Genomic DNA, 13,733 nt, shown 5'->3' with positions numbered 1-13,733 from the left:
GATTCCTTGAGGATTCCCCGGGGCGATTTCTCGGGTCGACTCCTCGGGGCGACTCCTCGTCGGCCACGGCCGAGGCCCGGGCGCCCCCGTCACAGGGGTACCCGGGCCTCGGTCGTGAACTGCCTTCGGATCAGCCGTGCTTGGCGCGGCTCGCGGTGCGGGCGCGGTCGCGCTGGTCGAGGACGACCTTGCGGATGCGGACCGCCTCCGGGGTCACCTCGACGCACTCGTCGTCGCGGCAGAACTCGAGCGACTGCTCCAGCGAGAGCTTGCGCGGCGGGACGATCGCCTCGAACGAGTCGGCCGAGGCCGACCGCATGTTGGTGAGCTTCTTCTCCTTGGTGATGTTCACGTCCATGTCGTCGGAGCGCGAGTTCTCGCCGACGATCATGCCCTCGTACACCTCGGTGCCGGGGTCGGTGAACAGCACGCCGCGCTCCTGGAGGTTCGTCATCGCGAACGCGGTGACGGCGCCGGAGCGGTCGGCGACCAGGGAGCCGTTGTTACGGGTCGTCAGCACGCCGAACCAGGGCTCGTGGCCCTCGTGGATGGAGTGGGCGATGCCCGTGCCGCGCGTACCGGTGAGGAACTCGGTACGGAACCCGATGAGACCGCGGGACGGCACGACGAACTCCAGCCGCACCCAGCCCGAGCCGTGGTTGGACATGTTGTCCATCCGGCCCTTGCGGACGCCCATGAGCTGCGTGACCGCGCCCATGTGCTCCTCGGGCACGTCGATCGTCATGCGCTCGACGGGCTCGTGGACCTTGCCGTCGATCTCCTGGGTGACCACCTGCGGCTTGCCGATGGTCAGCTCGAAGCCCTCGCGGCGCATCTGCTCGACCAGGATGGCGAGCGCGAGCTCACCACGGCCCTGGACCTCCCAGGCGTCGGGACGCTCGGTGTCGAGGACGCGCAGCGAGACGTTACCGACCAGCTCGCGGTCGAGACGGTCCTTGACCTGGCGGGCGGTGACCTTGCGGTCCTTGACCACGGCCTTGTTCTCGGCGCCCTTGCCGGTGCCGCCGCGGCCGACCATCGGCGAGGTGTTGGTGCCGATGGTCATCGAGATCGCCGGCTCGTCGACGGTGATGAGCGGCAGCGCGATCGGGTTCTCGGGGTCGGCGAGGGTCTCGCCGATCATGATGTCCGGGATACCGGCGACGGCGCAGATGTCACCGGGGCCGGCCATCTCGGCGGGCTTGCGGGTGAGCGCCTCGGTCATCAGCAGCTCGGTGATGCGCACGTTGGACATGGTGCCGTCGCGCTTGATCCACGTGACGGTCTGGCCCTTGCGCAGCTCGCCCTGCTCGACGCGCAGCAGCGCGATACGGCCGAGGAAGTTGTCGGCGTCCAGGTTGGTGACGTGCGCCTGGAGCGGGGCCGCCTCGTCGAACTCGGGGGCCGGGACGTGCGACAGGATCGTGGAGAAGAAGGGCTCCAGGCTGTCGCTGTCCTGCGGGACGGTGCCGTCGGCGGGCTTGGTCAGCGAGGCCACGCCGTCACGCGCACAGGCGTAGACGATGGGGAACTCGATCTGCTCCTCGTCCGCGTCCAGGTCCAGGAAGAGGTCGTACGTCTCGTTGACGACCTCGTCGATCCGGGAGTCCGGGCGGTCGGTCTTGTTGATGCACAGGATGACCGGCAGGCGCTGCTGGAGCGCCTTGCGCAGCACGAAGCGGGTCTGCGGCAGCGGGCCCTCGGAGGCGTCGACGAGCAGCACCACCGCGTCCACCATCGACAGTCCGCGCTCGACCTCGCCGCCGAAGTCGGCGTGACCGGGGGTGTCGATGATGTTGATGGTGATGACGTCCCCCCCGTCCTTGGGGTGGTACTTCACCGCCGTGTTCTTGGCGAGGATCGTGATGCCCTTCTCACGCTCCAGGTCGTTCGAGTCCATCATGCGGTCGTCGAGCGACTCGGCGGCGTGCGCGGCGAAGGCGCCGGCCTGCTTGAGCATGGCGTCGACCAGAGTCGTCTTGCCGTGGTCGACGTGGGCGACGATGGCTACGTTGCGAATGTCGTGGCGCGTGGCCATAAAGCGGCGTTCTCCCGGAGTGTGAGGGCGACCCTGCTGCGTACGTCTGTGTTACGCGGGCCCTGCCGGGCTTGACACGCCACGGCCTCACCCCATCGTACGTGGCCCCGCGGGGGAAGGCCTCCGCAGGGCCGCACGGTTCATCCGGCGATCACTTCGCGCTCACTTCCGGGAGGGGCTCGCGGAGGCCTTCACGCTCTTCTTCAGGAAGCCCATGTCCTCGTAGACGGGCGTCTGGAAACCGAAGGCGCCCGCGTTGGCCACGCTCTTGCGCACGGCTGTGAGCTGGGGACGCTGGTAGAGGGGAATCGATCCGGCGGCCGCCCAGATGCGGGAGTCGGCCTTGCGGAGCAGGGACCTCCCCTTGTCCGCGTCCAGGGTCGCGAGCGCCTGGTCGAACAACTGGTCGACCTGGTCGGTGCCGACCCGCGTGTAGTTCTGCTCGACGCTCAGCGAGCCGTCGGCGGCCGGCACCGGCTTGGCGTAGATCGGCCGGGCGTCGGTGGCGGGGAAGGCGGACGCGGGCCACGAGTACAGGGCCAGGTCGTACTGACCGGAGGCGATGTGGTCCTTGAAGTAGCTCGCGTCGGAGACCTTGGTGATCTCCGTGCGGATGCCGACCTTGCCCAGCATCCGCGTGATCCGGTCGGCCACCGCCCCCAGCGACTCCGAGCCCGGGCCGGACGGCAGCACGAACCGCAGGCTCAGCGCCTTGCCGTTCTTCGCCAGCGCCTTCGTCACGGCCCCGGCCGGCGCGGCGGTGCCCTTCGCGGCGGTGGTGGCGCCGGGCTCGGCCGTGTCGCTCGGGGCGGCGGTGCCCTTCGGGGCGTAGGCGCCGGGGGCGCCGCCCTGGTGGAGCTGCTGCTTGTACTGCTTCCCGTCCTGGGCGAGCTGCCGCCCGCCGTCGTCACCCTTGCCCTCGTCCTTGCCCTCGTCCTTCTTCGCGCGGGCCTTGTCGTCGGCCTTGTCGTCGGCCTTGCCGCCGTCGCCGTCCGCCGAGTCGTCGTCGGCCTTCTTCCCCGCCGACCCCGCCGCCTTCTCGCCCTTCTTCTGCTCCTTCACCGGGCCGCCGAGCACCCAGCCGGCGTCCGCGAGCAGCGCCTGCGCCTCGGACGTGTCCTGCCCGCCGAGCGCCCCGCTGTTGTCCGCGTACACGTCCTGCCCGGCCAGCGCCAGGTGGCTGCCGACGGGCTCCGCGGGCAGGCCCAGCGGCTTGAGCACGAGCTTGGCCAGTGCCCTGCGGTCCAGCGCCCGGGCGACGGCCCGCCGCACCCGCTCGTCCGCCAGCGGCCCGTTCGCGCCGTTCAGCGCCAGTTGCGTGTACGCCGGCTCCAGCGACCGGCGCACCTCGAAGGCGCGCAACGCCTTCTGCTCCTGCTCCCACTGCGCGATCGCCTTGGTCAGCTTGGTGCGGGCCTGCGCCTTGTCCTCGGCGTCCTCGGACCCTTCCTCGGTCTCTTCATCGTCGGAGCCGTGGGCGAGGGCCCAGGAGCGCAGCGCCTTCGCGGCGGTACGCCCGGAGCCGGGACCGGCGAGCGGTCCGGCCGTGCCGTTCGTCGCGCCGTCGACGCGCTGCGCGCCGGCCGGGTCGACCTCGGCCAGGTCGAGCTTGCCCTCGGCCAGCGCGGTCGCCCGCTCACCTCGCGGTACGGCCGTCAGCACGATCTCGGAGAGCTTGGCCGGCCGCCCCCACCAGCGCGGGCTGCGGGTGAGGCTCACCTGCTTGGTCTTGCGGTCGACCTTCTTCACCTGGAACGGCCCGGCGGTCACCTTCAGCTTGCGGCGCGCCCCGTCGTTGAAGGCGTCGGGCGTGCCCATGACGTCCTTCGGGTACAGCGGCGAGAACAGCGACCGCCAGTCGGCGTAGGGCCGGCTGAAGGTGACCCGGACCTCCAGGTCGTTGGCGCCGCGCTCGATCTTCTCGATGCGGTCGTAGCCGGCGTTGCGGGCGGTCCAGTAGGCGCTGTCCTTGCCCGACAGGGCGCGCCACTGGGCGGCGAAGTCGGCGGCGCCGATCTCCCGGCCGTCGCTCCAGACGGCCTGCTGGTTCAGCTTGTACAGCACGACCTGCTTGGGCTCGGTGTCGACGACCTTGGCGGACTCCAGGTAGTCGGCGTCGCGCGCAGGCCGTCCGTTCACGTCGAGCCGGTACATCGCGGGCAGGACGGCCTGGGCGACCCGGGTGGTCGTGGCGTCGGCGTCCGACTGGAAGGTGTTGAAGGTGTCCGGCACGGTGTCCACGGCCCAGCGCAGCGTGCCGCCCTCGGCGACCAGCCCGCGGGCGGCCGGGGCGACGTCCTGCCGGGCCAGGGGCCGGCCGGCCTCGTCCGCGGACCCGCAGCCCGCCAGCAGGGGCACCGCGAGCGCGCCTGCGGTCAGGAAGGCGACCGAGCGCAGGACCGCGCGCGGGCCGACGCCGTCGTGGGTCATCGACATCTCTGGTACCTCCGGGGAGCCGCTGCCAGTGCGTTCTGATCACATTTGGCGGTATTTTGGAGTTGATCTGATCTATGGCTCACTGAAGAGGAAAGGGTTCGCCTGCCGAAAGCGACACGGCGGCGGGGCGGTTCAAGGCCACTCGTGCGGAGCAACACCCGTCTTCCGCATCCGCCAATCGCTGCACACGCCTTCACACCGACCGGCGTGACGCGCAACACTCGCAGGCGCATGAACGTTGCCGTCCCGGGCACAGCCCACGGAAGCGAGGTACGTCATGTCCGTGCACGACGACCTGACATCGGTGCAGCGCAGTCTCGACGACCTCTCCCGGTCCGTCAGCCGCCTGGAGCAGCAGCTCGGCAGCGGCGGCCTGGAGATGCGCCGGGTGCGCACCGACGCCGACCACCTGCGCGAGAGCCTCGCGCTGCTGCGCGAGGCCGCCGCCCAGCCGGCCGCGCCGCGCAAACCCGAGCTGGTCACCATCCCCGACACCCCGTACGACGACTCCCTGTGGATCGACACCGACGACGAGGGGCTCGGCGCCCGGGACCGACACGCACCCTGACCCGACCCGACCTGACCCGACCTGACCCGACCGGAGTCCTGAGTTGGCCACTGGTACGGAACCTCCGCCCACCGACCCCCGCCCCCGACCTTCGAGCGGCGTACGCGGCGCAGGGCGCGCCGCGATCGCCGCGCCCCATCTGCGGACCGACCGCTGGTGGCTGGCCCCCGCCGCCACCGCCGCCGGTCTGCTGGCGTTCATCGCCTACTCCACCTGGCGGGCGTTCGCGAACGCGGACTACTACGCGGCGCCGTACGTCTCGCCGTTCTACTCCCCCTGCCTGGCGGAGAACTGCGACACCATGCGCCACGGCCCCAACGCGGATCTCTTCGGCGGCTGGTGGGGCATCTCGCCCGCGATCATCATCCTGATCTTCCCGCTCGGCTTCCGCCTGACCTGCTACTACTACCGCAAGGCCTACTACCGGGGCTTCTGGGCCTCACCCCCGGCCTGCGCGGTCGCCGAGCCGCACACGAAGTACACCGGCGAGACCCGCTTCCCGCTGATCCTCCAGAACATCCACCGCTACTTCTTCTACGCGGCGATCGTCGTGGCCGGGATCCTGACCTACGACACCGTGCTGTCCTTCCGCGACGAGCACTACCGCTGGGGTCACATGGGCCTGGGCACCCTGGTCTTCCTGCTCAACATCACGCTGATCTGGGCGTACACCCTCTCCTGCCACTCCTGCCGGCACATCGTCGGCGGCAAGCTGAAGCACTTCTCCAAACACCCCGTGCGCTACAGGGCATGGCGGCTGGTCGGCACGCTCAACGCCCGGCACATGCTGCTGGCCTGGGCGTCGCTGGTGAGCGTGGCGCTCGCCGACTTCTACGTGTATCTCGTCGCGTCCGGCGTCTTCGACGATCCGAGGTTCTTCTGATGAGTGAGGCCTGCTGATGTCCGTGGTCGACCGCCAGGAGTGGGACGTCGTCGTGGTCGGCGCGGGAGGCGCCGGGCTGCGGGCCGCCATCGAGGCCCGGGAACGCGGCGCCCGCACCGCCGTCATCTGCAAGTCGCTGTTCGGCAAGGCGCACACGGTGATGGCCGAGGGCGGCATCGCGGCGGCGATGGCCAACGCCAACGAGCACGACAACTGGCAGGTCCACTTCCGCGACACCCTGCGCGGCGGCAAGTTCCTCAACCAGTGGCGGATGGCCGAGCTGCACGCCCAGGAGGCCCCGGACCGGGTGTGGGAGCTGGAGACCTGGGGCGCCCTCTTCGACCGCACCAAGGACGGCCGCATCTCCCAGCGCAACTTCGGCGGCCACGAGTACCCGCGCCTCGCGCACGTCGGCGACCGTACGGGCCTGGAGCTGATCCGCACCCTCCAGCAGAAGATCGTCTCGCTCCAGCAGGAGGACAGGAAGGAGACCGGCGACTACGAGTCCCGCCTGAAGGTCTTCCAGGAGTGCACGGTCACCCGGATCCTCAAGGACGGCAGCCGGGTGTCGGGCGTCTTCGCGTACGAGCGTGAGACGGGCCGTTTCTTCGTCCTCCAGGCGCCCTCCGTGGTGATCGCGACCGGCGGCATCGGCAAGTCGTTCAAGGTGACGTCGAACTCGTGGGAGTACACCGGCGACGGCCACGCGCTGGCCCTGCTCGCCGGCGCCCCGCTGCTCAACATGGAGTTCGTGCAGTTCCACCCGACGGGCATGGTCTGGCCGCCGTCGGTGAAGGGCATCCTCGTCACGGAGTCCGTCCGAGGCGACGGCGGAGTGCTGCGCAACTCCGACGGAAAACGCTTCATGTTCGACTACGTTCCCGACGTCTTCAAGGAGAAGTACGCCGAGTCGGAGGCGGAGGGCGACCGCTGGTACGAGGACCCGGACCACAACCGGCGTCCCCCCGAGCTGCTCCCCCGTGACGAGGTCGCGCGCGCCATCAACTCCGAGGTGAAGGCGGGCCGCGGCTCCCCGCACGGCGGCGTCTTCCTCGACGTGTCCACGCGTATGCCGGCGGACGTCATCCGCCGTCGGCTCCCCTCCATGTACCACCAGTTCAAGGAGCTGGCGGACGTCGACATCACCGCGGAGGCCATGGAGGTCGGGCCGACCTGCCATTACGTGATGGGCGGCATCGCGGTCGACTCCGAGACGGCCGCCGCGCGCGGGGTGCCGGGCCTGTTCGCGGCCGGCGAGGTGGCCGGCGGCATGCACGGCTCCAACCGCCTCGGCGGCAATTCGCTCTCCGACCTGCTGGTGTTCGGCCGCCGGGCGGGCCTGCACGCCGCGCAGCACACGGCGGGCCTGGACCGGGGACACCAGGGAGACCTGGGAGACCTGGAGGACCAAGGACACCACGGACGTCCGGCGGTGCACGACGAGCAGGTCGACGCTGCGGCAGCGGAAGCGCTGCGTCCGTTCTCGGCGGAGGGCCCGGCCGCCCCCGACGGCCGCCCGCCGGAGAACCCGTACACCCTGCACCAGGAACTCCAGCAGACCATGAACGACCTGGTCGGGATCATCCGCCGCGAGGGCGAGATGGAACACGCCCTGGAGAAACTGGCCGACCTGCGGGTACGGGCCCGGCGGGCCGGCGTCGAGGGGCACCGCCAGTTCAACCCCGGCTGGCACCTCGCCCTGGACCTGCGCAACATGCTGCTGGTCAGCGAGTGCGTGGCCCGGGCGGCACTGGAGCGCACCGAGTCGCGCGGCGGCCACACCCGCGAGGACCACCCGACGATGGACCGCGCGTGGCGCAACGTCAACCTGCTGTGCGCACCGGTCGACCCCGTCGGCGGCCCGGGATCGGCGGACCCCGTCCACGGCCAGATCACCCTCACCCGCGAGACCACCGAGCCCATCCGCCCCGACCTGCTCGCCCTCTTCGAGAAGGAGGAGCTGGTCAAGTACCTCACCGAAGAGGAGCTGTACGAATGAGCAGCTACGACGCCCACTTCAAGGTGTGGCGGGGTGACGTGCGGGGCGGCGGCCTGGACGACTTCAAGGTCGAGGTGAACGACGGCGAGGTGGTCCTCGACATCATCCACCGCCTCCAGGCCACCCAGGCGCCCGACCTCGCCGTCCGCTGGAACTGCAAGGCGGGCAAGTGCGGTTCGTGTTCGGCGGAGATCAACGGGCGGCCCCGGCTGCTGTGCATGACCCGTATGTCGGTCTTCGACCGCGCGGAGACGATCACCGTCACGCCCCTGCGCGCCTTCCCGGTGATCCGCGACCTCGTCACGGACGTCGGCTTCAACTACCGGAAGGCGAGGGAGGTTCCGGCGTTCGTGCCGCCGGAGGGGGTCGGGCCGGGCGAGTACCGCATGATGCAGGAGGACGTGGACCGCTCGCAGGAGTTCCGCAAGTGCATCGAGTGCTTCCTGTGCCAGGACACCTGCCATGTCGTCCGCGACCACGAGGAGAACAAGACGGCGTTCGCCGGCCCCCGCTTCCTCATGCGCGTCGCCGAACTGGACATGCACCCGCTGGACGCGGCCGAGGAATCCGGCCTGGACCGCAAACGCACGGCCCAGGACGAACACGGCCTCGGCTACTGCAACATCACCAAGTGCTGCACAGAGGTCTGCCCCGAAGGCATCAAGATCACGGACAACGCCCTGATCCCCTTGAAGGAACGAGCGGTCGACCGCAAGTACGACCCACTGGTGTGGCTGGGGTCGAAGATCAGACGGCGCCCTTCGTAGGCGGGAGGGTCAGGCGGCCGGGGCGCTGGGCGCGGAACTGGATCAGCAGCCCCACCATGAACAGGATCCAGCCGGCCCACGCGACGTAGGCCGACGAGCCGTGCGGCGGACCGTTCAGCGGGCCCACGAAGGTCCACACCGCTCCTCCGGCCGCGGCGGTCAGCGATCCGTAGCCCCACAGTCTCGGCCTCAGGACCCTTGACCGACCCCACGGCGCGACCCAGCCGGTCGCGATCCCGGCCACACCACCCACGGCAAGAACCGTCAGGGCGAACGCGGACGCCCCCGCCAGTACCCAGTGCATGCCGGTCATCGTTCCAGAAGCTCCAGCACCCGCAAGAGATTTGACTCGGCGATGACCCGCATTTCCGCAGGCCTTCGAAAATCACTGTCGCCGCCGTTCCTCTCCGTACCCCTTGCCCGCCCCTGCCTGCCCCCGTGATCGATTCATCGTGGGCTCCCCCTTCCGTGTTGTTCTGCCTCACGAACCCCGGCTCGGGTGCATCCCGGTCGCGGAGCCGTATTCGCGGCCATACGCTCCCAAATGTGACCTCTTCCTTGGTACGAGGCCGGGCGCGGTGTGCCGGGTCGCAGATATCCGTGCGGGTGGCTCATGCCGTGCTGGGTGGTGCGCTCGGGGTCGTGTGGCTGGTGTTGCCGGGGATGACGTCCGGTGCCGACGCTCCGGTTGCGGTCAGGGAGCCGATGCCCGCGGCGAGCACCGGCATGAGTTCCGCCGCCGCGGCCGGGGACGACGAGACCTCCACCGCCGATCTGGTGCTCCCGCTCGTCGCCGTCGGCGCGGCGGGCGCGGTCGCCGGGTACGGGTACCTACGCCGGGTGCGGCGCGTCCGGGACCGGACCACCCCGGGCGGAGTCGGAAGTCCGCCGCCTCCGAAGTCGTCGCCGCCCCTCGCCGCCCGCGACGAACAGGCCTGCGCGGCGCTGGTCGAGGCCGACAACCGGATCCGCGCCGCCCGCACCGAACTCGGCTTCGCCGAGACGCTGTTCGGAGCGGAGTCCGTCACGGCGTTCCGCCGGGCCGTCCGCGAGGCGGAGTCCGAACTCGCCGCCGCGTTCCGCATGCGGCAGCGGTACGACGACGGGGTGCCGTCGGAGGAGGCGGCCCGGGGACACGCGCTCGCCGGGATCGTCGGGCGGTGCGAGGAAGCCGGACGGCGGCTGGACGCCGTAGCAGACGCGTTCGGGCGACTGCGGGGGCTGGAACGGGGGGTGAGTGAGGCGCTGGGGGTCGCCGAGGGCAGGTTCCGGGAGCTGACGGGGCGGGCGGGGGCCTCGGAAGTCGTCCTCGCCGGGCTCCACGACCGGTACGCGCCCACCGCCATCGCCTCCGTCACCGGCAACGTCGAACAGGCCAAGGACCGGCTCGTGTTCGCCACCGTCCGGCTCAACCAGGCCCGCCAGGCGGCTGATACGGGGCAGCCGGAGCGGGCGGCCCGGCATCTGCGGGCCGCCGAGGGCGCCGTCGACCAGGCGGCCGTCTTCGTCGAGGGCGTCGAGCGGATGGCCGCGGAGCTACGGGCGGCCGAGCAGACGGTCCCGGCCGCCCTCACCGGCGCGGAGCCCGAGTTGACCTCAGCCCGGGAAGGGGGTGCTCTCGACTCCGCCGACGACCCGCCCCCGGGCGAACTGCACTCCCGGCTGGCGCATGCCGACGCCGTGCTCGACTCCGTGCGGCAGGAGCTGACCGGAGGGCAGCCCTACGATCCCGTAGGGCTGCTGCGTCGGATCGTGCGGGCGACCGCGCCGGTCGCCTCGGGACGGTCCGGGGTGTTGCCGGCCGCCGCCCTGATCGCCGCCCGCACCGCCACGGCCGCCGCGGCCGACTTCGTGGCGACGCACCGCGGCGCGGTCGGCGCCACCGCGCGCACCCGCCTGGCGGAGGCGCGACGGCTCCTCGTGACCGGGGACCCGGCGGACCGCCCGCCCGCCGACATCCTCGCCCTGGAGGCCCGGGAACTGGCCGAGCTCGACGTACGGGCGCACGGGAACCCGTACGCGGGTGCGGGCGGCATGACCGCGACGGCCGGCACCGGCGGGGCCGTGCTCGGCGGCATCGTCCCGGCCGAGGATCCCGAGGACGGGACGCCCGCGGGCTTCGCGGGCCGGGCCGGACACCCGCACCCGCCCGCCGCGACCGGCGTATGACCGTCGACCGTCCGTCAGAACAGGCTCAGCAACGCCTCCGCCGGGTCCACCAGCCCCGTCCGGCCGTCCGGCAGCGGCAGTTCGAACCACACCGTCTTGCCGCGCGGTGTGCGCCGCGAGCCCCAGGCCGCCGAGAGCAGGCCCACGAGCTGCAGGCCCCGGCCGCCCTCGTCGGTGTCCCGGGCACGGCGGCGGCGCGGCTGGACGAGGCCCGAGTCCCACACCTCGCACACCAGGGTGCGGTCCAGCAGCAGCCGGAGTCTGATCTCGCCCTCGCCGTACCGCAGGGCGTTCGTGACCAGCTCGCTGACCAGCAGTTCCGTCGTGTCGACGAGGGGTTCGAGGCCCCAGGCCAGCAACTGGCTCCGCGCCTGCTCCCGCGCCCGCCCCACGCTGCGCGGCTCACGCGGCAGCGTCCAGTCGCCGACCGACTCGGCGGGCAGGCCCTGTACTCGTGCCATCAGCAGCGCGATGTCGTCCTCGCCGTGGTGCGAGTCGAGGGTGTTGAGGACGTGGTCGCAGACGTCCTCCAGGGGGCTGGACGGGTCCGTGAGCGCCCCCACGAACGCGTTGAGGCCCTCGTCGAGCGGATGGTCGCGGGATTCGACCAGTCCGTCCGTGTAGAGCGCCAGCAGCGCGCCTTCGGGGAGTTCGACCTCCACCTCCTCGAAGGGTTCGCCGCCCACGCCGAGCGGCATGCCCGGCGGCACGTCGAGCATCAGCGCCGGCTCGCCGGGTTCGACCAGGACCGGCGGCAGATGGCCCGCGTTGGCGAAGGTGCAGCGGCGCGTCACCGCGTCGTAGACCGCGTACACGCACGTCGCGAGGTACACCTCGGACAGGTCGGCCTCGCGGGGGCGGCGGGCGGCCCGGGTCGCCTGCTGGACGCCGCCCGGCGTGCCGAGGCCGCGCGCGATCTCGTCCAACGCGGAGAGGACTTCGGCCGGTTCGAGGTCGAGCAGGGCCAAGGTGCGTACGGCGGTGCGGAGTTCGCCCATGGCGACGGCCGCCCGCAGCCCGCGCCCCATGACGTCGCCCACCACCAACGCGGTGCGGTGACCGGGCAGTTCGATGACGTCGAACCAGTCGCCACCGACCTCGCTGGGGCGGTCGTTGGAGGAGTTGCCGGGGAGGTAGCGGCAGGCGATGTCGAGGCCCGAGGCCACCGGGTCGCCGGGCGGCAGCAGCGACCGTTGCAGTATCAACGCCCGCTGGTGCTCCCGCCGGTACAGCCGCGCGTTGTCGATGCAGACCGCCGCCCGCGCCGCCAGTTCCACGGCCAGCTCCCGGTCCCGGTCCCCGAACGGCTCGCTGCCCTTCGTCCGCGAGAACTGCGCGAGGCCTACGACGGTGTCGTGGGCGACCATCGGGACGGCGAGGGTGGACTGCACGAGGCCGCCCTCCTCGCCGGGGATGGCCTGCGGGCGGGCGGTGCGCAGGGCGTCCGCGCAGGGCGAGTTGAAGGCGAAGTGGTGGACGGCCCCGACCGCGACGGGCGCGCCGCTGCCGTCGAAGGGCGCGTCGGAGACAGCGGAGGAGAAGGCGACCCGGCGTAGTTCGGCGCTGCCGTCGGCGAGGCCGGGCGGGGTCTCGTCGCCGGCCAGGAGTCCCTGGTAGAGGTCGACGGTGGCGAGGTCGCAGAAGCCGGGCACGACGACGTCGAGGAGTTCGCGTGCGGTCGTCTCCAGGTCCAGGGAGTTCCCTATGCGGGCGCCCGCGTCGTTCAGAAGGGCGAGATTGCGCCGTGCGGCGGCGGCCTCGCGGGCGGCGGCACGGCGGGCGGTGATGTCGGTGCCGAGCCAGGCGATGCCGATGGGGTGGCCGGTGCCGCTGTGCACGCGGTAGAGGTTGATCGACCAGTGCCGGCGCTCTTCGGAGTCCGGCACGAAGCCGGTGACGTGCATGTCGGTGATGGAGTCGCCGGTCTCCAGGACTCTGCGCAGGGTCGCGCTGACCCGCTCGGCCTCGGCCCGGGGCAGGTAGTCGTGGACGCCCTTGCCGTGGTGCTCGTCGGGGGTGCCGCCGAAGATGGAGGCGAACCGCTGGTTGGCGCGGCGGACCCGCAGGTCGGCGTCGATCAGCAGGAAACCGAAGGGGGATTGACCGAAAATGGCCTGCGAGGCGGCGAGGTCGGTCTCGATGCTGCGGAGCGTGCGGACGTCGACGACGATGCATACGGCGGCCTTCTCGCCGTCCTGACTGCGCGTCGGCATGACGTACACCTCGGCGAGGCCCTGCTCGCCGCGCCCGCCGCCGGGCACCGGGTCGGGCATCCGGAAGGGGACCACGCCGGTCCACTCGCGCCCGTCGAGGATCTCGGCCATCTTGCGCTGGCCGCGCTCGCGCAGGTCCGGGTCGACGAAGGCCTCGATGGGGTCCATGCCGACGGCCCGCTCGGCGGGGATGCCGAAGATCTGCTCGGCGCGCAGACTCCACTGGTCGACGAAGCCGTCGGGGCCGATGGAGAACGAGGCGACCTTGATGTAGTCGTAGATCGAACCGGGCGGACTGCTCTGCCACATGGCGTCACCGGGCGTCGCCTCCTCGACCGGGACGTCGTCGAGGACGCGCACGGCGTCGGCGGCGAGCGCACCCGCGGCCTTCACCCTCGCGCCGCCCGACGGGTCCTCGGACTCCGTGGCCTTCGCTGGTATCTCGCTCACGCGAACCGTCCCCTCCAGCTCACCGCGTCCGGCACCGGTCACCGGCGGCGGCTGCCCGCAGTATCCAGCACTACGGGTCCGCACGACACGGTGTTCACGATCACAGCACGGTCCAGGCTCTTTTCGGACCGTGCCGCGACAACACTTCCAGTCTTCTAACCAGCGGGCACGTCGTCGAACCACACCTTCCGGGACCGGTCGGCGACCGAA

The 13,733-nt window shown here is 71.4% G+C and carries 9 protein-coding genes; 5 read left to right on the top strand and 4 right to left on the bottom strand.

Translation table 11 applies throughout. The annotated features are described in order from the left end of the window. Window positions 1-130 precede the first annotated feature (130 nt). Together typA and OG352_RS28085 are read right to left on the bottom strand one after the other, a co-directional pair. On the bottom strand, window positions 131-2,038 hold the full coding sequence (typA, locus tag OG352_RS28090) for a translational GTPase TypA (RefSeq protein ID WP_329220717.1): 1,908 nt from the start codon (window positions 2,036-2,038) through the stop codon (window positions 131-133). Window positions 2,039-2,200: 162 nt separating this feature from the next. Further along, on the bottom strand, window positions 2,201-4,468 hold the full coding sequence (locus tag OG352_RS28085) for an ABC transporter family substrate-binding protein (RefSeq protein ID WP_329223994.1): 2,268 nt from the start codon (window positions 4,466-4,468) through the stop codon (window positions 2,201-2,203). A 283-nt stretch (window positions 4,469-4,751) separates the two neighbouring features. Here OG352_RS28085 and OG352_RS28080 point away from each other — a divergent pair, with 283 nt between their 5' ends. From OG352_RS28080 to OG352_RS28065, 4 genes are read left to right on the top strand one after another with little or no spacing between them, the layout of a single operon-like run. After that, window positions 4,752-5,042 carry a hypothetical protein gene (locus OG352_RS28080; RefSeq protein WP_329220716.1) on the top strand — a complete coding sequence of 97 codons (291 nt, stop codon included), beginning with the start codon at window positions 4,752-4,754 and terminating at the stop codon, window positions 5,040-5,042. A gap of 43 nt (window positions 5,043-5,085) precedes the next feature. Beyond that, window positions 5,086-5,925, top strand: coding sequence for a hypothetical protein (locus OG352_RS28075; RefSeq protein WP_329220715.1), 840 nt, complete (start codon window positions 5,086-5,088; stop codon window positions 5,923-5,925). 16 nt (window positions 5,926-5,941) lie between these two features. Then, window positions 5,942-7,924, top strand: a complete 1,983-nt coding sequence (locus OG352_RS28070; RefSeq protein WP_329220714.1) for a fumarate reductase/succinate dehydrogenase flavoprotein subunit — start codon at window positions 5,942-5,944, stop codon at window positions 7,922-7,924. Further along, window positions 7,921-8,691 carry a succinate dehydrogenase/fumarate reductase iron-sulfur subunit gene (locus OG352_RS28065; protein ID WP_329220713.1) on the top strand — a complete coding sequence of 257 codons (771 nt, stop codon included), beginning with the start codon at window positions 7,921-7,923 and terminating at the stop codon, window positions 8,689-8,691. Before OG352_RS28070 ends, OG352_RS28065 begins: the two co-directional genes overlap by 4 nt. Here the strand turns inward: OG352_RS28065 and OG352_RS28060 are convergent. Then, on the bottom strand, window positions 8,672-9,004 hold the full coding sequence (locus OG352_RS28060; RefSeq protein ID WP_329220712.1) for a hypothetical protein: 333 nt from the start codon (window positions 9,002-9,004) through the stop codon (window positions 8,672-8,674). The genes OG352_RS28065 and OG352_RS28060 overlap by 20 nt on opposite strands. Before the next feature lie 392 nt (window positions 9,005-9,396). Here OG352_RS28060 and OG352_RS28055 point away from each other — a divergent pair, with 392 nt between their 5' ends. Further along, window positions 9,397-10,860: a hypothetical protein gene (locus OG352_RS28055; RefSeq protein ID WP_329220710.1), complete on the top strand. Its 1,464-nt coding sequence runs from the start codon at window positions 9,397-9,399 to the stop codon at window positions 10,858-10,860. Window positions 10,861-10,874: 14 nt separating this feature from the next. Here the strand turns inward: OG352_RS28055 and OG352_RS28050 are convergent, their stop codons facing one another. Further along, complete coding sequence (locus OG352_RS28050) at window positions 10,875-13,523, bottom strand: SpoIIE family protein phosphatase (RefSeq protein ID WP_329220708.1); 2,649 nt, start codon at window positions 13,521-13,523, stop codon at window positions 10,875-10,877. Window positions 13,524-13,733 lie beyond the last annotated feature (210 nt).

This window comes from Streptomyces sp. NBC_01485 (assembly GCF_036227125.1).
GTDB lineage: Bacteria > Actinomycetota > Actinomycetes > Streptomycetales > Streptomycetaceae > Streptomyces.
The sequence above is the reverse complement of the archived record's forward strand: the minus strand, read 5'-3'. Positions and strand labels throughout refer to the sequence as shown.

What these genes read in the sequence shown, in the direction of transcription:
- typA (WP_329220717.1), bottom strand. Translation starts at nt 2,038, where the DNA reads ATGGCCACGCGCCACGACATTCGCAACGTAGCCATCGTCGCCCACGTC.
- OG352_RS28085 (WP_329223994.1), bottom strand. Translation starts at nt 4,468, where the DNA reads ATGACCCACGACGGCGTCGGCCCGCGCGCGGTCCTGCGCTCGGTCGCC.
- OG352_RS28080 (WP_329220716.1), top strand. Translation starts at nt 4,752, where the DNA reads ATGTCCGTGCACGACGACCTGACATCGGTGCAGCGCAGTCTCGACGAC.
- OG352_RS28070 (WP_329220714.1), top strand. Translation starts at nt 5,942, where the DNA reads ATGTCCGTGGTCGACCGCCAGGAGTGGGACGTCGTCGTGGTCGGCGCG.
- OG352_RS28065 (WP_329220713.1), top strand. Translation starts at nt 7,921, where the DNA reads ATGAGCAGCTACGACGCCCACTTCAAGGTGTGGCGGGGTGACGTGCGG.
- OG352_RS28060 (WP_329220712.1), bottom strand. Translation starts at nt 9,004, where the DNA reads ATGACCGGCATGCACTGGGTACTGGCGGGGGCGTCCGCGTTCGCCCTG.
- OG352_RS28055 (WP_329220710.1), top strand. Translation starts at nt 9,397, where the DNA reads ATGCCCGCGGCGAGCACCGGCATGAGTTCCGCCGCCGCGGCCGGGGAC.